At 35.9% G+C, this 20,839-nt stretch carries 18 protein-coding genes and 1 tRNA gene; 7 read left to right on the forward strand and 12 right to left on the reverse strand.

Annotated features, from left to right (window positions below; translation table 11 throughout):
- The first annotated feature begins 127 nt into the window (after positions 1-127).
- Positions 128-1,129: a recombinase RecA gene (gene recA, locus EK417_RS15260; RefSeq protein ID WP_047419990.1), complete on the forward strand. Its 1,002-nt coding sequence runs from the start codon at positions 128-130 to the stop codon at positions 1,127-1,129.
- Positions 1,130-1,438: 309 nt separating this feature from the next.
- Here the strand turns inward: recA and EK417_RS15265 are convergent, their stop codons facing one another.
- Positions 1,439-2,872: a hypothetical protein gene (locus EK417_RS15265; RefSeq protein WP_076595788.1), complete on the reverse strand. Its 1,434-nt coding sequence runs from the start codon at positions 2,870-2,872 to the stop codon at positions 1,439-1,441.
- Between the two features lie 140 nt (positions 2,873-3,012).
- The gene (locus tag EK417_RS15270) at positions 3,013-5,907 is read right to left on the reverse strand and encodes an alpha/beta hydrolase family protein (protein WP_136522628.1); all 2,895 of its coding nucleotides are present in this window, start codon (positions 5,905-5,907) and stop codon (positions 3,013-3,015) included.
- Positions 5,908-6,059: 152 nt separating this feature from the next.
- On the opposite strand from EK417_RS15270, the gene htpG reads away from it, so the two are divergent.
- Both htpG and EK417_RS15280 read left to right on the forward strand, forming a co-directional pair.
- Positions 6,060-7,952, forward strand: coding sequence for a molecular chaperone HtpG (gene htpG / locus EK417_RS15275; RefSeq protein WP_136522760.1), 1,893 nt, complete (start codon positions 6,060-6,062; stop codon positions 7,950-7,952).
- A 314-nt stretch (positions 7,953-8,266) separates the two neighbouring features.
- Positions 8,267-8,659 carry a helix-turn-helix transcriptional regulator gene (locus tag EK417_RS15280; protein WP_076595785.1) on the forward strand — a complete coding sequence of 131 codons (393 nt, stop codon included), beginning with the start codon at positions 8,267-8,269 and terminating at the stop codon, positions 8,657-8,659.
- Positions 8,660-8,939: 280 nt separating this feature from the next.
- Here the strand turns inward: EK417_RS15280 and EK417_RS15285 are convergent, their stop codons facing one another.
- The gene (locus EK417_RS15285; RefSeq protein WP_076597759.1) at positions 8,940-9,236 is read right to left on the reverse strand and encodes an MGMT family protein; all 297 of its coding nucleotides are present in this window, start codon (positions 9,234-9,236) and stop codon (positions 8,940-8,942) included.
- A 73-nt stretch (positions 9,237-9,309) separates the two neighbouring features.
- Here EK417_RS15285 and EK417_RS21155 point away from each other — a divergent pair, with 73 nt between their 5' ends.
- A complete protein-coding gene (locus EK417_RS21155; protein ID WP_164465392.1) occupies positions 9,310-9,456 on the forward strand; it encodes a hypothetical protein in 147 nt (48 codons plus the stop codon).
- A 127-nt stretch (positions 9,457-9,583) separates the two neighbouring features.
- Here EK417_RS21155 and EK417_RS15290 read toward each other — a convergent pair whose 3' ends face one another.
- The 5 genes from EK417_RS15290 to EK417_RS15310 all read right to left on the reverse strand — a co-directional run bounded on the left by EK417_RS15290 (position 9,584) and on the right by EK417_RS15310 (position 13,656).
- The gene (locus tag EK417_RS15290) at positions 9,584-10,558 is read right to left on the reverse strand and encodes a deoxyhypusine synthase family protein (RefSeq protein WP_047097747.1); all 975 of its coding nucleotides are present in this window, start codon (positions 10,556-10,558) and stop codon (positions 9,584-9,586) included.
- Positions 10,559-10,830: 272 nt separating this feature from the next.
- Positions 10,831-11,211: a GreA/GreB family elongation factor gene (locus EK417_RS15295; RefSeq protein WP_076597757.1), complete on the reverse strand. Its 381-nt coding sequence runs from the start codon at positions 11,209-11,211 to the stop codon at positions 10,831-10,833.
- A 294-nt stretch (positions 11,212-11,505) separates the two neighbouring features.
- The gene (locus EK417_RS15300) at positions 11,506-12,147 is read right to left on the reverse strand and encodes a DUF2715 domain-containing protein (RefSeq protein WP_136522629.1); all 642 of its coding nucleotides are present in this window, start codon (positions 12,145-12,147) and stop codon (positions 11,506-11,508) included.
- Between the two features lie 47 nt (positions 12,148-12,194).
- A complete protein-coding gene (gene arfB, locus EK417_RS15305) occupies positions 12,195-12,587 on the reverse strand; it encodes an alternative ribosome rescue aminoacyl-tRNA hydrolase ArfB (RefSeq protein WP_136522630.1) in 393 nt (130 codons plus the stop codon).
- A gap of 40 nt (positions 12,588-12,627) precedes the next feature.
- The gene (locus tag EK417_RS15310) at positions 12,628-13,656 is read right to left on the reverse strand and encodes an AMP-binding protein (protein WP_136522631.1); all 1,029 of its coding nucleotides are present in this window, start codon (positions 13,654-13,656) and stop codon (positions 12,628-12,630) included.
- Between the two features lie 100 nt (positions 13,657-13,756).
- Here EK417_RS15310 and EK417_RS15315 point away from each other — a divergent pair.
- A tRNA-Gln gene (locus EK417_RS15315) sits at positions 13,757-13,827 on the forward strand.
- 301 nt (positions 13,828-14,128) lie between these two features.
- Here the strand turns inward: EK417_RS15315 and EK417_RS15320 are convergent.
- From EK417_RS15320 to EK417_RS15335, 4 genes are all read right to left on the reverse strand, one after another.
- Complete coding sequence (locus tag EK417_RS15320) at positions 14,129-14,464, reverse strand: hypothetical protein (RefSeq protein WP_076597753.1); 336 nt, start codon at positions 14,462-14,464, stop codon at positions 14,129-14,131.
- 96 nt (positions 14,465-14,560) lie between these two features.
- Positions 14,561-15,193, reverse strand: a complete 633-nt coding sequence (locus EK417_RS15325) for an HdeD family acid-resistance protein (protein WP_136522632.1) — start codon at positions 15,191-15,193, stop codon at positions 14,561-14,563.
- A 263-nt stretch (positions 15,194-15,456) separates the two neighbouring features.
- Entirely contained in the window at positions 15,457-16,875 is a 1,419-nt protein-coding gene (locus tag EK417_RS15330; RefSeq protein WP_110367984.1) for an amino acid permease, read from the reverse strand.
- A 274-nt stretch (positions 16,876-17,149) separates the two neighbouring features.
- Entirely contained in the window at positions 17,150-17,443 is a 294-nt protein-coding gene (locus EK417_RS15335) for a helix-turn-helix domain-containing protein (RefSeq protein ID WP_047435138.1), read from the reverse strand.
- A gap of 184 nt (positions 17,444-17,627) precedes the next feature.
- Here EK417_RS15335 and ccoN point away from each other — a divergent pair, with 184 nt between their 5' ends.
- On the forward strand, positions 17,628-19,907 hold the full coding sequence (gene ccoN / locus EK417_RS15340) for a cytochrome-c oxidase, cbb3-type subunit I (RefSeq protein WP_076597761.1): 2,280 nt from the start codon (positions 17,628-17,630) through the stop codon (positions 19,905-19,907).
- Positions 19,908-19,926: 19 nt separating this feature from the next.
- On the forward strand, positions 19,927-20,814 hold the full coding sequence (locus EK417_RS15345; RefSeq protein ID WP_076597750.1) for a cbb3-type cytochrome c oxidase N-terminal domain-containing protein: 888 nt from the start codon (positions 19,927-19,929) through the stop codon (positions 20,812-20,814).
- Positions 20,815-20,839: the final 25 nt, after the last annotated feature.

The following is a 20,839-nucleotide window of genomic DNA, read 5'->3' on the forward strand; positions in this document are numbered from 1 at the left end:
CTTCGTTATGAATGAGATCAGTAGTAAAATTTTATCATTTTTTAACTCTTAAAACAGCTTTCAGAGACAAATAATATTAGCTTTTGATCTATAAATTATGTATTTTTGAGAAATTATTTTAATAGAGATGAGTAACATTGATGATAAGAAAAAAGCACTCGCTTTAGTGCTTGACAAGCTAGATAAAACATATGGAAAGGGAACCGTAATGACTTTAGGTGATGAATCTATAGACAATACCATTGAAGTCATTCCTTCTGGTTCTTTAGGTTTAGATATTGCTTTAGGTATAGGCGGATATCCCAAAGGAAGAATCATTGAAATATATGGTCCGGAATCTTCAGGTAAAACAACGTTAACCCTTCATGCTATTGCTGAGGCTCAAAAAGCAGGTGGTATTGCAGCATTCATTGATGCAGAGCACGCTTTTGACAGAACTTATGCCGCGAAACTGGGAATCGATCTTGAAAATCTTATCATTTCTCAGCCAGACAACGGTGAACAGGCATTAGAAATTGCTGATAACCTGATCCGTTCTGGAGCTATTGACATTGTTGTCATTGACTCTGTAGCTGCTCTTACTCCAAAAGCAGAGATCGAAGGAGAAATGGGAGATTCTAAAATGGGTCTTCATGCAAGATTGATGTCTCAGGCATTAAGAAAATTGACTGCGACTATTTCCAGAACAAAATGTACCGTGATTTTCATTAACCAGTTGAGAGAAAAGATTGGTGTGATGTTCGGAAATCCTGAAACAACTACCGGAGGTAACGCTCTTAAGTTCTATGCTTCTGTAAGAATTGATATCAGAAAAGCCAGTGCACCAATCAAACAGGGTGATGAAGCTATCGGTAGCCGTGTGAAAGTGAAGATTGTGAAAAACAAAGTAGCCCCTCCTTTCAAGCAAGCAGAATTTGATATCATGTATGGTGAAGGAGTTTCTAAAGTAGGTGAAATTCTTGATACTGCTGTGGATATGGGAATTGTGAAGAAAAGCGGATCATGGTTCAGTTACGAAGAGACTAAATTAGGTCAGGGACGTGATGCTGTAAAAGATGTGTTAAAAGACAATCCTGATCTTTCCGAAGAATTGGAAAACAAGATCAAGGAAGAAATGAAAAACAAATAATTTTCAGAAAAATATAGAAAAGGCAGTCTTAGGATTGCCTTTTTTGTTTTTTAAACACACATGCTTTTTTTAACGCAAAATTTTTATTTGCAAGTTGTACAATTTAAAGAGAGCAAAAGGCAGAACCAATTTCATTGATTCTTTTGAGCGAATGCATTACTTAGTACTTCATCAGCAACAAAGTTTCAACCCTTTGCCTTTTTAAGATCACCTTCGAATCTTGTATTCATTTGCTTTTAAGATAAAACTCAAATGAAAAAGAGGCCGACCTTTCGGTCAACCTCCTCAAGCTTTTATATTTTTTAAAAATTATTCAGCAATTTTACCTTGCAGCTGAAGTGCTCCGGTTACTTTCATCCCTTTTGTAAGTGTTTCCATTCTCATATTCTCTTTATTCACAAAAGCATCAATGGTAAAGAAATCTTCATTCTCTTCATTTGTGATCAACTTCAGTTTCAAGATATATCCTTTAACGCTTCCGTCTTCAAGCAATTCGGTTTCCTTAAAGTCTACAATCTGCCCAATAAAGTCAAAACATGCATAATTAGGAAGATCCTGGCTTGGCGCGTAGGTAGTGAAATCTTCACTCATTTTAGTCCCGTCCGGTAAATCAGTATTTGTGTGAACATCAAGAATGAAAATAATTCCGCTGACATTTACTTTCAGATGAGGCTGCGTCATGTAGGTATTTCTATTTTCAGCATAATCTGTGGCAAAGAACCAAACACCAAACGTATCTCTGGCAGGTCCTGCTACAATCGCCTGTAAATTCAGGGCATTTTCCCATTCTCTGATTGATCTGGTTTCAAAATCCAGGGTGTAATTCGTTTTCACTTCAGGAATGATAGTACTCAATTCATCTGTAACAATGGTTTTAAACCTTACATCTTGAAATTCGGTTTTATTTTTGGCTTCTCCAGCAGGATCAGAAACGGCAGACTGCATTAAAACTGTGCTAAGGTACTGTCCGTAATCTTTAGTCTGGAAATTCTGATGTCCAAAAACTCCACTCCATGTATTCACAAGATTATGAACATTCGATTTTCTGATGATAATCCCAGCTTCATTAGTGGTTTCAGGAGCCGCAATTCCTTCTGTATTTGGAAAATAATTTTTACCATCAATCAGTTGATGATTCATGATCTCATTATTTTCTTCATGAGAGAACTCTGCAAAACCTTTATAGGTGATATTTTGGTTTTCGAAAATATAAGGCAACCCTGTTTTCTTCTTTTCATCACCGGCAAAATGATAAGCAAGTGAAATTCCCTTGAATTCTCCTTCCTGAATGGCCGGAATGTGATTACCGTTATGATCAAACTGAGAATGATAAAGAATCATATAAGATTTGATTTTACCTCCCTGAAGCTCACCTTCAAATTTTTCTTCCATTTGAGCAATCGCCTGTTGTGGAGAAATCGCATAGGCATCTTCAGTTACCATATAGGCAAAACCTTCTACCTCTCCATTTTCTTTTTCAAAAGCAGAAAGAGGTGTATACTCACCTCTTAGCTGAAGGGCTATAGAATAGACGATATAATCATTATAAATCCTGATTTTTTCATATTCTTCATGTACTTTTGGCTCTTCTAGCGGCTGTAAAGGGATTTCCTGTGTTGTTTCTACAACTTCTTCCACCATTTGCTCTACTACTTTTTCCTCCTGCATATCCATTTTCTGAACCGGAGTACTTACATTTTCCTGACTGTTATTCTTTTTCTTAAAAAAATCAAAGATTCCCATACTGTTATTTATAATTGGCGGTAAATATAATAAAAGTGCTCAACAGACCCATCATAAAAAAATGCCATTGTGTCAGTTTCTTCTTCATTGCTTTTATAATAAAAAATTCCAGCGAAGCCAAAGGCTTCGCCGGAATTTTTTTAATTAGGTTTATCATCTGTCAGTTCAAATCCCCAATCTTTTCCTTTTTGGGTTGCCGGGATACCTTTTGTCATCCAGACCGGAGCTTTAGCGCCTTTAAGATAATAATCAAAAAACTGCTGTTCGCGGATTTGAATATCTTTTCTGTTCTGACGCTTTACAAGGTTATGGTCATCCCCATTATAGTTCAGAAGCCATACTGGTTTTCCGAGACGGCGTAATGCGGTAAACATTTCTATTCCCTGATACCAGGGTACTGCTCCATCTTTATCATTACTCATAATAACTACCGGAGTTTGTACTTTATCAATAGTAAAAAGGGGTGAATTCTTAATATAAAGATCGGGTGCTTCCCATAAGTTTTTCCCTAATCTGCTTTGTGATTTTTCATACTGGAATTGTCTGTTCATTCCTGAAGTCCACCGGATTCCTCCATAGGCAGAAGTCATGTTAACAACAGGAGCACCACTCCATGCAGCGGCATACATATTAGTATGGGCAATAAGATAAGCTACCTGATAACCTCCCCAGCTTTGTCCCTGAATTCCTATTTTAGTACCATCTACCCACGAATTTTGCTTTAACTTCTCAACTCCGGAATTAATATATTCCATAGCAGATTCTCCCGGGAAACCATCTGTGTAAGAAATATCAGGAGTAAAAACCAGATATCCGTTACTCACAAAATAAGAAATATTTAATCTTGAAGGTGTGGGAGCAGGCGCTACATAACGGTTTAAATTATCTGAAAGCTTTTCATAGAAATAAACGATCATAGGATATTTTTTATTAGGATTAAAATCTTCCGGTTTGTATAAAATTCCTGTAGAAGTCTTTCCTTTGGGTGTTGTCCAGTTTACCAATTCATCTGTCCCCCAATTGTATTGATTTTGCTGAGGATTTGTATTGCTCAGTTTTTGTTGTTCTGAAAAATCTGATGTTGCAAAAATATTGGGAGAATCTGTGTAGGATTCTTTTATCAGAATATATGCTTCAGCATTTTTTGCTTTTTGAAGAGTTCTGTATCCCCAGACATTTTCCATCTGAATTTTTACAGGGTCAGCGTTTGACTGAACAGATGTTTTGAAAATCCCGTTGGCCTTGGTTGTATTATCAAATGCTGATAAGTAAATTGTAGCTTTTCTGTTTATGCTTTTAATATCTTTATCCAAATCATAAGTCTCAAATGTTATTTTATTCTTACGCCCAAATCCATTGGTTATATTTCTCGGTTTTTTTGAACCATTTAGGAAAAACTCCCAAAGATCATAGCGGTCTCTGATAATCACAGATTCATCTTTATCCGTCCATGATGCGATTCCATAAGAATTTGGAAAATCCGGCATATCAAATTCCTCGTCAACGAAGGAAACAGGTAAACCTGTATTCAACGGAAGAGTTTGTTTGGTCTTCACATTATAGCTCAACCACTTCCCTTTTTCTCTGTCAAAGATGACAACAAATTTACCAAGCGGAGATACAGCTGCTGCACCATTCAGATTTTTAATAATTTCAGTTCTGTCTCCCGTTCTATTGTCGATCAGAAAATAGGTTTTCTTTGTTGCACCTTCCCATTGTGAAGAAATTCTGTTATTGATACTCGTAATTCCCAATGCAAATTCTGCATTTCCTTCATTTACCAGTCGTAAAGTGTCCAGATCTTCTCCATCGATATTTCTAAAAAAGTCCGGTTTTTCCGTTTGCATTACTGCTGCATAAGATTTTTTCAGATCATTTTTCAATTCTTTTAACTGTACCGTTTGCAGATAATCATCTCTGTAATTCCAGATATCTACTACCGCGTGGTCATTCGCAATCATTGCCGTATCTTTTCCGATAGGTTTGGGAGCAACACCAAAGTACAGCTGTTTTCCGTTTTTACTGAAAATAGGTAATCGGTTTTCAGAAATTACCCAATTCTTTTTCATCTGAGCGTTTTCATTAGTAACAATTTCTTTTTTGTTTGCTTTAAAATTAAAGTAATACAACTGATACAATTTCACCAGGTCATTTTGCGCCGAAGAAGTTCCTACATAAGCCAACTGATTTCCTTCTTCGTCAAAAGATAGCTGTGAAAAATCTCCTTCCATTTCAGAAATTTTATTGACCGTTCCTTTTTGAAGATCAACTACCTGCACGGTTTGCAATGCATATTTCTTCGGCTTTGATTTGTCTGTATCTTTTTTATCTGCAGATTTTTCATCTGTTGATTCTTTCCCCTCTTTTTTATCCTTTTTTTCGTCCGGTTTTTTTGTTACAAAGACAAGCTGCTTCCCATTTTTGCTGAACTCATAACGTACTACATTATCATAGGTTGTACTTTTTCCATCCAATAGATTTCGCACTACCAGCTGTAATGGTTTTACATTTTTTTCTTCATCTTTGTTTTCATCTCCATCCTCTTTATCAGAAGCATCATCAAAAGATTTATCTTTTATATTTTCCAGAAGATAAGCAACATAGGAGCCTGCCTTTTCAGGAATTTTAAATGATTTTACATTCGGAACTTTCTCTGTTTTATCATTGAAGAAATCAACAATAGCAAGGCTGTCTTTCGTTAATTTATTCTTCTTCAGTTTTTTATCCTTTACCGCTTTTATATCTTTATACTGCGGGCGGATTTGAAAAACAGCAAACCTGGAATCATGGGTAAAATCCACTTTGGCAGCTCTTGCAAACTTCTTTGTTGTTTTATTTTTAACAGAATATAAAGAAAGGGTAGAATTACCTTCCTGAACATCTACAGAATAGGCAATCCATTTTCCGTCATTTGAGATTTTTCTAGATCCGATATTTTGCCAGCTGTCGTAAACAGAATGGTCTAAAGGCTTCTTCTGCCCATATACCCATAAGGTCATGATGAGCAGCATAAAAACTGTACATTTCAACTTCATTTTTAAAATATTTTAAGAATTAAAAGTAAGATATTTCTTTGACAAATCTCTATAACAAGACTGTTTCAGCCTGAAAAAATGTCATTCTGTCACTTTCTTCTTCATGGTATTTTTTTTGAGAAGTATTTTGAATAATTAAAATATAAAATATGATGACTAAAGGAAATATTAATGTATCTGTGGAAAACATTTTCCCGCTTATCAAAAAATTTCTTTACAGTGACCACGAAATATTCTTAAGAGAATTAATCTCTAACGCAACTGATGCTACTTTAAAATTAAAACACCTGACAAGCATTGGTGAAGCAAAAGTGGAATACGGAAACCCGAAACTTGAAGTTAAAATTGATAAAGACCAGAAAACTTTACGAATTATTGACCAAGGTATCGGGATGACAGGTGAAGAAGTTGAAAAATATATCAACCAGGTTGCCTTCTCAGGAGCTGAAGAATTTTTGGAGAAATATAAAGACTCTGCAAAGGATTCAGGAATTATCGGACACTTTGGTCTTGGATTCTACTCTGCATTCATGGTGGCAGAAAAGGTAGAAATTCTTACAAAATCTTATAAAGATGAGCCGGCAGTACGTTGGATCTGTGATGGTAGCCCGGAATTCACACTTGAAGAAACTACTGACAAAACAGACAGAGGAACGGAAATTATCCTTCATATTGCTGAAGATTCTGTAGAATTTTTAGAAGAAGCAAAAATTCGTGAACTGCTATTAAAATATAACAAATTTATGCCTGTTCCGATTAAATTCGGGACTAAAACACATACAATTCCTTTACCGGAAGATGCTCCTGAAGATGCTGTAGCTGAAACGGAAGAGGTGGACAATATTATCAACAATCCGGTTCCGGCATGGACGATTGCTCCAAGCGAACTGACCAACGAGGATTATATGAAGTTCTACCACGAATTGTATCCAATGCAGTTTGAGGAACCTTTATTCAATATTCACCTGAATGTTGATTACCCTTTCAACCTTACCGGAATTTTATTCTTCCCGAAACTGAGCAACAATTTAAATATCGACAAAGATAAAATTCAGTTATACCAAAACCAGGTATTTGTAACGGATGAAGTAAAAGGAATCGTTCCGGATTTCCTGATGCTTCTGAGAGGTGTAATTGATTCTCCGGATATTCCGTTGAACGTTTCCCGTTCTTATCTTCAGGCAGATGGTGCTGTAAAGAAAATTTCATCTTATATCACGAAAAAAGTTGCCGACAAAATGGCTTCTTTAATCAATGAAAACCGTGAAGATTATGAACAAAAATGGAACGACATCAAGGTTGTTATTGAATATGGAATTGTTACTGAAGAGAAATTTGCTGAAAAGGCAGACAAATTCACTTTATATCCTACAACAGACGGTAAATATTTCCTTTGGGATGAATTGGTAGAGAAAATCAAGCCAATGCAGACAGATAAAGACAACAAACTGGTTGTATTATATGCCACCAATGCTGATGAGCAGCACAGCTACATCCAGTCTGCAAAAGATAAAGGATACGAAGTTCTGCTATTGGATTCTCCTATCATTTCACACGTAATTCAGAAACTGGAAACTTCAAAAGAAAATATTTCATTTGCGAGAGTAGATGCTGATCACGTTAATAACCTTATCAAAAAAGATGAACCTGTTATTTCAAAACTGAATGACACTGAAAAAGAGTCTTTGAAGAAGAATGTAGAAGAGGCAATTCAGGATTCAAAATTTACAGTGCAACTGGAAGACCTTGACAGCAATGATGCTCCGTTTACGATTACGCAGCCTGAATTCATGAGAAGAATGAAAGAAATGCAGGCTACAGGCGGGGGCGGCATGTTTGGAATGGGAGGATTCCCGGAAATGTATAATCTTGTGGTAAACTCGAACAGTGAGCTTTCTAATCAGATCTTAAAAACTGAGAATACAGAAGAGAAAGAAAATCTAATTAAATATGCTCTCGATCTGGCCAAGCTTTCCCAAAACTTACTGAAAGGAAAAGACCTGACAGATTTTATACAGAGAAGCTATAAGCAGCTTGAAAAATAATTGACAAGAGACTGTTTCATTTTGAAGCAGTCTTTTTTGTTTAAAAAAGTATAAAAATTATAAATAGCTAATCCAAACCTAATAGGTTTTAGAAGTTTAAATCTCATCCTTTAAGACATTATCTTTGATTAATCAGAAGTTATTATGAAATAAACGACCACTGCAAAGAAAATTTTCAACAATTAAATCAGATAACACTTCTGTTTTTAAGTTTAGTTTCATTTTATCTTTAATCTTATTCTTTATCGCATATTTTTTCTGCTTTTTATTGTATAGCTTCTGCTTTTTTGCCATTTTTGTATAAAATGTAGGTCATGCAAAAAGAAAAATTACGTCTCATCAGAAAGCAGAAAGGCTACACCCAACAGCAGGTAGCTGACTTTATTGCAACGGATGTATCTAATTACAGCAGAAAAGAAAGCGGTGATGTAAGAATTGTAAAAGATGAATGGGACAAACTTGCCCGTTTTCTGGATGTGCCGTTTGAGGACATTTATGAAGAAGATGAACCTGCAGTAATTATCAATAATGATCATCCTGTATTTAATGACAGATCTTCTTCTGCGGGAATTATTACGAATCAAAATAATTATGATAATATTCCGGGGGCTATTATTGAAAACCTACAAAGCTATATTGCCCTATTAAAAGAAGAAAATGAAAGGCTGAAAGAAGAATTGAAAGGTCTACCGAGAGGAAGAAAGTAAGAAAGTTTGAAACTTTAAAAATATTGGTGTCACTCCTATTCAATTATGGAGTGACATTTTTTGTGATGTATAATATTGATGCAAGAGTTTTTTGACGCAAAAGGCATAGTAATTCGAATGTTTTTTATTTCAGGAGGCAAAGAGCTGCGACATTGTCGCTGATGAAGCTTTGAGTAATACATTCGCTTAGAAAGAATCAATGAAATGGATTCCGGCTTTGCTCTCTTAAAAATATTACGATATTCAGAGAAAACTTTGCGTGAAAAAAATTCTTTGAAATTCACAATTCATCCAGCGGATTCCAAAAGAGTTTTCTGAAATTTTTTATTCTAAGATTTTCCACAATGATTCCTTCAGCTTCCAGCTTAGGCTGAAATTCGGGGACAGATAATACTCCTGAGCTTGAAATCACTCGGTGTGCAGGAACATCTTTGGGACATCCTCCCATCGCTTTTCCTACATGTCTGGAATGATTAGGGTAACCAACAGCCTTTGCTATGGCGCCATATGTAGATACTCTTCCTTTGGGAATAAGTCTTGCCACTTCGTAGACCTGTTGTTTGAAAATTTCGTCCATATCTGTTTTCTATATTTTTGCATCATTTTCGAATTCTATCAAACTCGATGATGTTTCATTAAAAGATAAAGATATGAAAAAATCATTTTTCCGTTTATTGAATGTGATCAATAAAAAGGTCCTTCCGAAGCTAAGTAAGAAAGATCCTAACAAGCTGACAAAAATAGAAAAGGGAATTCTTGCGTATCGTTATTTTGTGCTGGTTAATTCTTTGGATTGAATTCTATTTTCCCACGGATTGCACAGATGTTTGTAAAGAATTTTTGGAAAACGCAATCTAACAAATAAAAAAGCGCTCCAAATGAATTGAAGCGCTGGTATTGTAATCTCTGGTGAGACTTTTATTCTTAAGCGTTTTCTAAGATATAAGAGAACATCAATGGTGCACAGATTGTGGCATCACTTTCAACGATAAATTTCGGTGTAGTAATATCCAGTTTACCCCAGGTGATTTTTTCATTTGGAACCGCTCCTGAATATGAACCGTAAGATGTTGTAGAATCAGAAATCTGGCAGAAATAAGACCAGAAAGGAATATCATGCATTTCCATATCCTGATATAGCATTGGAACTACACAGATAGGGAAATCTCCAGCGATACCTCCACCAATCTGGAAGAATCCAACTCCTTTTCCTCCTGAATTTTTAGTATACCAGTCTGCAAGGTAAGTCATATATTCGATCCCTGATTTCATGGTAGTGGCTTTAAGCTCGCCTTTGATACAGTAAGAAGCGAAGATGTTCCCCATTGTAGAATCTTCCCATCCTGGTACTACGATTGGCAGGTTGGCTTCTGCAGCAGCAATCATCCATGAGTTTTCTCTGGGAATTTCATAATACTGCTCCAATACTCCTGAAAGGATCATTTTGTACATAAATTCGTGAGGGAAGTATCTTTCTCCTTTAGCTTCTGCATCTTTCCAGATCTCCACGATATGTTTTTGTAATCTTCTGAAAGCTTCTTCTTCAGGGATACAGGTATCTGTAACTCTGTTCAGGCCTCTTTCCAAAAGATCCCACTCATCCTGAGCTGTTAAATCTCTATAATGAGGAACTCTTTCATAGTGAGAGTGTGCTACAAGATTCATTAAATCTTCTTCAAGGTTAGCCCCTGTACAAGAGATAAAATCCACTTTTCCCTGACGGATCATTTCAGCAAGAATCTTTCCTAATTCAGCAGTAGACATTGCTCCTGCCAAAGTAATCATCATTTTTCCGCCATCTTTAAGATGTGCAACATATCCTTTAGAAGCATCCACCAATGCAGCTGCGTTGAAGTGCAGGTAATACTTTTCTATGAATTCAGTTATCGGTTTGCTCATTTTTTTAATTTTTGCAAAGATAAAACTTAAAAACGGAATGAAGCTAAAGCACCTGAAGAAAGTGTGATAGAAGAGTATTTTTTATCATTTGTTAAATTCCAACGCTGTTTTGTAAAATATGCAAAGAGTTCCCAAACATAGCGCCTTAAAGCTTTTAACTTATAAAAAAACTTGTGCCATTTAATTTTTAAGATGGGTTATATTAATAAAAAAGCGCAGCCCAAATAAGCCGCGCTTTCATTGTAATTCAACTTAATAATATTCAAAGAGATTTATCCTTCCCAGGCTTCCACTTTCAGGATCTCGATTTTCCTTTCTCCGTCTTTGAAAGGCCAGTTGATGATATCTCCTACTTTATACCCTACTACTGCAAGCGCAATCTCCGACAGTATGGAATGCTTATTCTTTTTTAGTTTTTCTTTGTTAGATGCCACAAAAATATACTCGTGTTCAAAATCTAAGGTATGGTCTTTTAATGTTACTTTTCTTTCAACCGTTACAATATCTGCAGGAAGATCTCTTCTCAACACTTGTTTTGCCTTTCTAAGTTCTTCAGTTAATCTCTTTTCTTCTCCGATGCTCACTTTTTTTCTTCTCAGTGTATCTTTTATAGCATCATAAATTCCGGTGGTTACAATAATATGATTAGACATTTTCTTCATTTTAAAAAAATTAAATGCAGTTATTCCCTGATGATCCAAAGTAGAATCCAGGCATATAACAGCCTTCTTCTCTGGAAAACTACAAAAAGCGATAAATAAAATTCGTGATGATTCCCTGTCCTGGATCCTGACAGGGCTTAAATAATGAAGTCCTTAGAACTTTTCAGAAAAGAATCTGTATGAAGATAAAGTAAAGACAGCAGCAATCCTGACCGGCGGTGTTCTGCAGATAAAAAGATTGTTGCTGTCATTATCAATTATTATTAATTCTAACAAAGATACGGCTTAAAAACGAAATGTAGCGGCTGCACTTAAAGAAACTCTGTGCAAACCTTCTTTTTGATCATCATCAAATTTATAGGTAACTCCGTTTATCTTCATTTTATTCAGAGTACCGCCGCTTAAACCTACTTTTGGCCCAATCAGAAAATTCTTGCTTACCTGATATTGATATCCAAAATCAACTTCTGCCCCGAACGTACTTCCGGTACCTTTTACAGATCCTGTTTTTGTAGTATAAGATAGTACTCCCAGTGCGATATCTGCAAATACCTTATGTCTGGTAGACAGATGGTTATTTGAAATAAGTCCGGAGAAACCGAAAAATGTAATATTATCTTTTGTTGTTACAGGAACAGAGACAGGCATTCCGTTGACATTTCCAAGTAAAAATCCGTCACTGGACGCACTGTAATTAGAATACTTCAGTCCAAACGCAAGACCGTTTTTCACTTCATAATGGGCCGCAATATCAAAGTTCAGTCCGTTTTTAAGACCTTTTACATATTGTTCTTCTTCCCTGCTAAGGCCGGAAATTGTTTTTGCTGTTCTCCATGCATATCCTACGGAAGGCCTGATAGAAAATTTCTGAGCGAAAGATAAAGTGGAGATTGAGAACACTCCAACTACGATTAATTTTTTTATCATGGTTTTAAAGTTTCCGACAAAAATAAAGTTTTTTATGGAAAAACTAATTAAAATCTGAAACGTCTGTTTTCTTTTTTGTCTGAAAGCTTTTTCTTGTTATCCAGCCTTTTTTGTTTCTGTCCTTTTGAAGGCTTGGTTGCTGTTCTTTTTTTGGGAACAACAAGAGCTTTGTTTACCATTTCAAGTATTTTTTCAATGGCTTTATTTTTATTCATGAGCTGGGTTCTACTTTCAGAAACTGAGAGGAATAAAAAACCGTCTGCATTGATCCTGTTTTTCAGTTTAAGCTGAATCAATACTTTTTCGTCTTCATTAAAAAACTCTGATACATCTACTTTCCAAAGTACGGTGACTGCAGTCTCCACTTTATTGACGTTTTGTCCTCCTGCACCGCTGCTGCGGGAAGTTTTGAAACTGAGTTCTTTTGAAAAGTCTTTCATGGTTTTTAAGATTTTAAAATAATAGAATCAAAAGCTGAGACTATTGGTTTGAGTTTATATTTTTATACAATTCTAATCTATTTATTTTTCCATTGGGAGTTCTTGGAATTTCACTCACAAAAATAATTTCTTTAGGTCTGTGAAAATTTTTCTCAAATGATATTTCTGAAACTTTCTTTTTCACCTCATCAGATTCATCTCCTTCTATAATCAATATCAATTTCTGACCTAAACTTTCGTCAGGCAACCCCATAAATACAGCTTCGTTCGGGAATTCTTTTTTTACCAGAGCTTCCAGGGTTTCCGGAAAAATTTTTGCGCCTCCGGAGTTAATTATATTATCAATCCTGCCAAGGAATTTAAACTGTTTATCATTTCTGATTTCAACTAAATCATTAGTTTGCAACTCTTCAGCATTTACATTGGGAGCAAAAATCTTCAGACAGCCTCTGTCATCTAAAGAGATTTTTACATTTTCAAAAACGGTGAAATACTCTTCCTGTTCCGGCATCAATTGCTTTAAGCCAATATGGGAAAGGGTTTCAGACATTCCATAGGTTTCAAAAATACGATTTGAAGGACTAAGATTCATTTGCAGGATTTTACTTTTCAGACTTTCTGAGACGGCAGCACCACCAATGATCAGGTTTTTAATCAGATGAAGCTTTTCCAGAGAGTTTTCCACCTGAAGGGGTGTCATGGCACAAAAGTCTATTTCTCCATCCAGATTTTCCATCGGTTTTAAAGAAGGATCAGTAATTTTTAACTTCAGTTTTCTTTCTATGGAACGTACAATCATCATTTTCCCGGAGATATATTCCACAGGCAGGCAGAGTAATGCGGTATCCCCTTCTTTTAATCCCAGAAAATTACAGGTCATTACTGCGGAATTGATCATTTTTTTTTTCTCAATTTCAAAAATTTTCGGAACTCCGGTAGAACCCGAAGTCTGGACATTTACTTCTGTTTTTTCTGAAAACCATTCTTCCAGAAAAATTTTCACTTTTTTTTCAAATTCCGTAGAGAATGATAATTGATTAATATTGAGATTATTGAAGTCTAGTAGCATGTTTTCTGTAAATAAATTCTACAGTAAATTTAAAAAAAAATTCAAAAACCTCTTGTATATAAAGAAAAAAGCTGTAAATTTGCACCACTAAAACAAACAGAGACTCATGGTGTAGCGGTAACACTACTGATTTTGGTTCAGTCATCTGGGGTTCGAATCCCTGTGAGTCTACAAACCATCCTTAAAAAGGATGGTTTTTGTTTTTTATTCTAAAATTAGTAAATCAAACACAAAAGTTGGGAAAAGAAAAAGTTTAGCTGATCTGAAAAGAAAAATGTTCCGTCTTTCACCTCTTCTGAACTAGATCGCAGGGGAAAGCGTTTTCTAGTTTAATAATCTATCTTTTAAATTAAGATTATAAAGTTGAAGTTTCATTTTCAGTAGGCAAAAAAGCTATAAAATGAAAAAAATAAGAGTGAAATTTCTTCCACTCTTATCTAATTTGATGATAATATTAGAGCAAGTATTAAACTTACTTATAAGGCTTTCCTTTACAATACCAATCATGTCTAATAATTGTATCTTTTTTATGAATGACAAGTTCTAGATTTCCCGCTCTCTTAATTATTGTATCTCCTGCTTCCACTTCATTATAATCATCAATCCAGTTATTGTGCACCATAATATTTGATTTTTTATAAGTTATAGGATGATAACCTATAATTTTGATCCAGGAATTATCTATACTTGCTTCTCCGACAATCAAATTATATTCATCAGGATAGAACGCTTTTTTCACATCATTGCAATCAGGTTCCACACATGAAGACACCAAGATTAAAAAGCTAAAAAAAACAAATATTTTCATACTTTAATCGAATTGAGGCTTAAGGTAAATAGTTTTTTTAAACCAACTTTCATTTAATATAGTTATTTGAGTAAAGGAATACAATCATCATATTATTTATTTTTTAAGCTCATCAATTTCTTCCTGTATTGATTTGATTTTATCCCTTAATTCCTGACTTACTTTTCCCGGAATTTTTTTGACTTTTCTTAAGTCTAAAGCCAGCATAATGGAAGCTATTCCCATGAAGATGAAAGAAACACCAGTAAGGGTAACCAGTGAAATTCCTATGAATACCGGATTGAATATCAGCAACAGGGAAAATATTATGCCTCCTACACTCGCCAAAGCTACATTTCCCCAACTCATTATTCTCATGCTTTTCAGGTCAAATGCAAAGCCCAGTAATTGAAAGGAACGAAACAGCAAAGTAAATCCGATTACAAACGGAAGTACCGTCATGGAAATCTGAGGGTTTGCAATTAGGTAAACTCCTATTGCTGTTGTTAATAATCCACTTACAAGAAACCAGCCCCAACCCTGTAACGATTTACTGTTTTGTAAGGAAAAGAATATTTCTGTTATTCCTGAAAATAAAAAGGAAACACTGAAAAAAATTGAGAGTGTAACATATGTTGCCAAAGGCACACTGAATACATAAAAACCACAGATAAGGAAAATAATCCCGAAGATTAATGGAATATACCAATGTTTTACGGTATTGGTAAGGGTTTGAAATAAATTGGCCATAGGTGTCTTTTTTGGTTTTGCCTACTTTTTGTAACGGTTTTCGGCTTCTCCGCAGGTATTGCAAACAGATTGTATTTTTTTCACCTGAATTTGAAATATAACCTCTTACCAATATACAAAAAATAAGCGAAAATGGGAAGTACTCATCCAATGATTTTTATCTCTTCCTTATTTAGAAAGTCCATCAAAAGATCCTCAGAAAAAAAGGTGAAAATCATTTGATTTTCACCTTTCCAAAATATGTATAGATCTGTTTTATATTTTTATTTTGGTTTGTACAATTTATACATCACGAACAAAAAGCCAATCCATATCGGAATAAGAATTACCTGAATTTCCATTCCTGTAATGCTCATAAGCCCTAAGATCAGAACCAGAAATGCAATACAGATATAGTTGGATATAGGATAAAATATAGACGGGAATTTGGATTGAACTCCATCTGCATTTATTGATTTCTTAAACTTTAAATGCGTGTAACATATCATCAGCCAGTTAATGATCAATGTTGATACTACCAAAGCCATTAAATATTCAAATGCTTTTTCCGGAACTAATTTATTAATGATAATACAAATCCCTGCAAAGCATGATGAAATAATGATTGCGTTGGTAGGAACTGAGTTTTTATTCAGTTTTTTCAGGAATTTGGGAGCATTTCCCTGCTGAGCCAATCCGAAAAGCATTCTGCTGTTACTGTAAACACTACTGTTGTAAACAGACAAAGCGGCTGTCAAAACAATAAGGTTAAGAACATTCGCAATTAATGTATTGAACTGAATTACTTTACCAAAAAGACTGAATTCAAGTCCGTTCAGATTCTGGAATACCATTACAAAAGGGCTTGATCCTTCTGTAATATCTCTCCAGGGACTCAATGCAAATAAAATCACCAAAGCACCTACATAAAAAATAAGGATTCTGTAGATCACCTGATTGGTTGCCTGTGGAATAGTTTTTTCCGGGTTCTTGGCTTCTGCCGCTGTAATTCCGATAAGTTCAAGTCCTCCGAACGAGAACATAATCATCGCCATTGCTGCAAATAATCCTGAATATCCGTTTTCTGTTTTATTAAATAATCCTTTGGGAAAGAAACCTCCGTCATTCCAAAGGTTAGTGATGCTTGCTTTTTCTCCTCCTGTTCCACTTATTAAAAGATAGACTCCAAAAATAATCATCGCAATAATAGCTACTACTTTGATGATGGAAAACCAGAATTCTGTTTCTCCGTATACCTTTACAGAAGCCAGGTTAAGCGCATTAATTACCACAAAGAAGAATAAGCTGGAGACCCAGAGTGGTATTTCCGGCCACCAAAAATGAATGTAATGCCCGATAGCGGTAAGTTCCGCCATACTTACCAGAATATAGAGAATCCAGTAGTTCCATCCGGAAGCAAATCCCGGGAAATTTCCCCAATATTTATAGGCAAAGTAACTAAAACTTCCCGAAACAGGTTCCTGAACTACCATTTCACCCAGCTGACGCATAATAAAAAAGGCTATAATTCCTGCTAAAGCATACCCTAAGATTACAGAGGGTCCTGCCAGTACTGCTGCTGGCCCAATTCCCAGAAACAGCCCTGTTCCTATAGCTCCTCCAAGGGCAATTAATTGTATGTGTCGATTTGTTAATCCTCTAACTAAAGTCTCGTTTTGTCCTGTTTTATTTTCGTTGCTCATTGAATGAATTATTCGGTCGCTAAATATATAAAAACTTTTCAGAGAAATTCACATTGCATGGGGTAAATTGAGAATTCAGACTCATCCGCATCTTTTCTTTTTACTTCATTATAAATAAAGTTTAAATACAATTACAAAAACATTCTTAATAAGTGTAGTTAAGATTGTATTTTACCCTATCAATACTAAATAATTCACCTCCTTCTATATCAAAAGAATGACCTCTTTCTATTTTTGAAAGAGGTCATTCCTTTATAAATTATCTAAGAAAGGTCTATAAAAATTCTTTCGGAATTGAAATATCATTTTTTTTCATGTATTCCAAAAGGTTTTGGTATTTATCTTCATATCCATCAGTTCCGCACTTATGCGAAATACTACAGATATCAGAGGGCTTGATGTCTAAAATATCGGATATTTTAGTCAGTATTTCCAGGTTGATCTTCACCTTGGAATTCTCAATATCGGAATATGCCTTTTGGGAAATCCCCATTTCAAAAGCCATGTATTCCTGCGTAAGATCTCTGCTCCTACGTATTTTCCTGATATTTTGTCCACATACTTTCATCGTTTTCGTTTTAGTAGTTTTCGGTATATTTTAGAAGATTATCTATTAGCCTCTAACAAAGTTAATAAATACCTTTGGCAAAACATTACACACGTTACATGATATTTATTTTCAATAGAGAAAAGGCTTAAAAATACGTCTTTTTTCAGAGAAAATATCACTTCGGTAAACACTATTGGAATTTATGGAGACGCAAAAATTTAATTATGACAATAATATTGTCAGAGCATTCCTTTATGCGACTATCGCATTCGGACTTGTAGGATTTCTGCTGGGGCTTACAGCTGCATTGATGCTTTTTTATCCTGAACTGCCTGAATTTTTATTCGGTACAGATGATACAACTATTAAAAGCTTAGCTTCAGGTAATATTCAGGGACTGATCAATACTCAAGGTGCCATGGGCTTCGGAAGAATCAGAATGCTTCATACCAGTGCTGTCATTTTTGCTTTTGTATGTAATTCCTTTTTCTGCGGTGCTTATTACAGTATGCAGAGGCTTCTTAAAACCAGAATGTACAGTGATACTCTTTCATGGATTCACTTCTGGTCTTGGCAGCTGATGATCGTTAGTGTAGTCATCACTTTCCTTATGGGAATCAATACTTCTAAAGAATATGCCGAACATGAATGGCCAATCGATATCTTAATTGCATTCTCATGGATCATTTTCGGAATCAATATGTTCGGAACTATTGCTAAGAGAAGAGTGAGACACCTTTATGTAGCAATCTGGTTCTATCTGGCAACCTGGATTGCTGTAGCTATGCTTCACATCTTCAATAACCTTGAAGTTCCGTTATCTTTCACAAGCTGGAAATCCTATTCTGTATATGCAGGGGTAAAAGATGCATTAGTACAATGGTGGTATGGGCACAATGCGGTAGCATTCGTATTAACAACCCCTGTATTAGGTCTTATGTATTACTTTATGCCAAAAGCAGCTCAGCGGCCGGTATTCTCATACAAACTATCCATTATTCACTTCTGGTCGCTGATCTTTGTATACCTTTGGGCCGGCCCTCACCATCTGCAATATACAGCTTTACCGGCGTGGGCACAGGCAGTAGGAACAGGATTCTCTATCATGCTTATTGCCCCATCATGGGGAGGGATGCTGAATGGTCTTCTTACCTTAAGAGGTGCATGGGATAAAGTAAGAGAAAATCCTATTCTTAAGTTTTTCGTAGTTGCTGTCACATGTTATGGTATGGCTACATTCGAAGGACCTTTATTAGCAACAAAATCATTAAATAAAATTGGACATTATACCGACTGGGTAATCGGGCACGTACACATTGGTGCGCTCGGATGGAATGGTTTCATGGCATTCGGAATTGTTTATTACCTGGTACCGATTATGTGGAGAACATCCCTTTGGTCTAAAAAACTGGCCAACTGGCACTTCTGGCTGGGAACATTAGGAATTATTTTCTATGCAGTACCCATGTATATTTCAGGATTCACACAGGGGTTAATGTGGAAACAGTTCAACCCGGACGGAACCTTATTATGGAAAAACTGGCTGGATACTGTAACAGCTGTCATTCCTTACTATAAAATGAGATTCTTAGGAGGACTGTTCTATCTTTCAGGAGCTATCCTAATGGTTGTAAATGTTATTAAAACTATTAAAGCTGGTTCATTCCAGAAAGAAGTTCCGGCAGAGGCTCCTGCGTTAGCCAATATCGGTAGTTCAAGAAAAGAAGGCGAAGGCATACACCTTTGGTTGGAAAGAACACCTACTCTCCTTTCTGTATTAGCTTTCATCACTATAGCAATCGGTGGATTGGTGGAAATTGTTCCTACGTTGTCACTGAAGCAAAGTGTCCCAACAATTACTGCGGTAAAACCATATACGCCATTGGAGCTGGAAGGCAGAGATCTTTATATCCGTGAAGGATGTAACTCATGCCACTCACAAATGATCAGACCTTTCCGTGATGAAGTGGTAAGATTTGAAGGGAAAAACGGACAGTATTCCAAAGCAGGAGAGTTTATCTATGACAGACCTTTCTTATGGGGTTCTAAAAGAACAGGGCCGGATCTTCAAAGAGAAGGAGGAAGAAACCCGGATTCATGGCACTTCAAACACATGTATAACCCAAGAATTACTTCTGCAGGTTCCATCATGCCTCGCTTCCCATGGTTAATCAGCAATAAACTGGACAGAACACAAATGGTGGATAAAATGAAACTGATGAAAAATGCCTTCGGTGTTCCTTATACAAAAGCTCAGATAGATTCTGCCAACCAGTGGGCAGACAACCAGTCCAAAGCAATTGTACAGAGAATTTATTCTGAAGCAACAGATGTAAAAGATCAGATGGGCAAAGAAAAAACAGCAAAAGGATCTGCTTATGTACCCCTTGAACAAAGAGAAATTGTAGCGATGATTGCTTACCTGCAAAGATTAGGTACAGACATTAAAACAACACAGGTACAGACTGCAAGCGTAGAGTAACATTTAAAATTAAACTGCAATGAAAACGAGAACCCCCATTTCAATATATATCGCAACTACGATAGGTTTAACGATCATGGCCTTTGAAATGTTCGCCGGAGATTCAGGATATTTTTCTTCTCCTTTTTTCTGGGCGCTGATATTAATAGCCACTATCCTATTGCTGATCATGAACTCTATTGGAGATCTGGTGGAAAATGAAAGTTTCAACAGATTATCCGAAGAAGAGAAAAAAAAATATCTGGAAGAAAAAAAAGTTCCATACTACCAGAAATTATGGAACTCTGCCTTCAAAAAACAAACCGCTACAGAAGAAAAAGATATTCTTATCGACCATGGTTTTGATGGAATTACAGAGCTTGACAACTCTCTTCCGAAATGGTGGATCGGGCTGTTCTGGTTCGGATGTATTTTCTGTGCAGTTTATCTGTTTGCCTTTTCTTTTACAGATTATGCCCATCCGGATGCAGAGTACACCAAAGAAACAAAAACCATGTTAGCATCCATTGCTGAATATGAGAAAACGGCCCCTCAGATCAATCTGGAATCTGCAAAATACAGTGCTGATAACATCGCCGAAGGACAGGAACTTTTCAAAACGAATTGTGTTACCTGCCACGGAGATGGAGGAAAAGGAGGTATAGGTCCCAATCTTACTGACACTCACTGGATTAATATTAAAGAAAAAAGCCTATTTAAAAATGTATTCTGGATGCTTGAAAACGGCTCTCCAAACAATCCTACTATGAGACCTTTCATTAAGGAAGGAACCATTACCGGAAGAGATGCCGAGAAAATCGCCGCTTATATTTATCACATCAATCAGGAAACCGCTCCTATTACAACAGCACAAGGTGGTGCAGCTCCTCAGGGAGAAGAAGTGAAATGGGAAAACGGAAACAACTAAATTATTATCTATCATATTAAACCAT

The organism is Chryseobacterium candidae (assembly GCF_004916905.1).
Lineage (GTDB): Bacteria > Bacteroidota > Bacteroidia > Flavobacteriales > Weeksellaceae > Chryseobacterium > Chryseobacterium candidae.

Coding starts and splice junctions, on each gene's coding strand:
- EK417_RS21155 (WP_164465392.1), top strand. CDS start 9,310: ATGAAAAAATCATTTTTCCGTTTATTGAATGTGATCAATAAAAAGGTC.
- EK417_RS15320 (WP_076597753.1), bottom strand. CDS start 14,464: ATGAAAATATTTGTTTTTTTTAGCTTTTTAATCTTGGTGTCTTCATGT.
- EK417_RS15345 (WP_076597750.1), top strand. CDS start 19,927: ATGAAAACGAGAACCCCCATTTCAATATATATCGCAACTACGATAGGT.
- EK417_RS15290 (WP_047097747.1), bottom strand. CDS start 10,558: ATGAGCAAACCGATAACTGAATTCATAGAAAAGTATTACCTGCACTTC.
- htpG (WP_136522760.1), top strand. CDS start 6,060: ATGACTAAAGGAAATATTAATGTATCTGTGGAAAACATTTTCCCGCTT.
- EK417_RS15310 (WP_136522631.1), bottom strand. CDS start 13,656: ATGCTACTAGACTTCAATAATCTCAATATTAATCAATTATCATTCTCT.
- EK417_RS15285 (WP_076597759.1), bottom strand. CDS start 9,236: ATGGACGAAATTTTCAAACAACAGGTCTACGAAGTGGCAAGACTTATT.
- arfB (WP_136522630.1), bottom strand. CDS start 12,587: ATGAAAGACTTTTCAAAAGAACTCAGTTTCAAAACTTCCCGCAGCAGC.
- EK417_RS15270 (WP_136522628.1), bottom strand. CDS start 5,907: ATGAAGTTGAAATGTACAGTTTTTATGCTGCTCATCATGACCTTATGG.
- recA (WP_047419990.1), top strand. CDS start 128: ATGAGTAACATTGATGATAAGAAAAAAGCACTCGCTTTAGTGCTTGAC.
- EK417_RS15280 (WP_076595785.1), top strand. CDS start 8,267: ATGCAAAAAGAAAAATTACGTCTCATCAGAAAGCAGAAAGGCTACACC.
- ccoN (WP_076597761.1), top strand. CDS start 17,628: ATGGAGACGCAAAAATTTAATTATGACAATAATATTGTCAGAGCATTC.
- EK417_RS15300 (WP_136522629.1), bottom strand. CDS start 12,147: ATGATAAAAAAATTAATCGTAGTTGGAGTGTTCTCAATCTCCACTTTA.
- EK417_RS15325 (WP_136522632.1), bottom strand. CDS start 15,193: ATGGCCAATTTATTTCAAACCCTTACCAATACCGTAAAACATTGGTAT.
- EK417_RS15265 (WP_076595788.1), bottom strand. CDS start 2,872: ATGGGAATCTTTGATTTTTTTAAGAAAAAGAATAACAGTCAGGAAAAT.
- EK417_RS15335 (WP_047435138.1), bottom strand. CDS start 17,443: ATGAAAGTATGTGGACAAAATATCAGGAAAATACGTAGGAGCAGAGAT.
- EK417_RS15330 (WP_110367984.1), bottom strand. CDS start 16,875: ATGAGCAACGAAAATAAAACAGGACAAAACGAGACTTTAGTTAGAGGA.
- EK417_RS15295 (WP_076597757.1), bottom strand. CDS start 11,211: ATGTCTAATCATATTATTGTAACCACCGGAATTTATGATGCTATAAAA.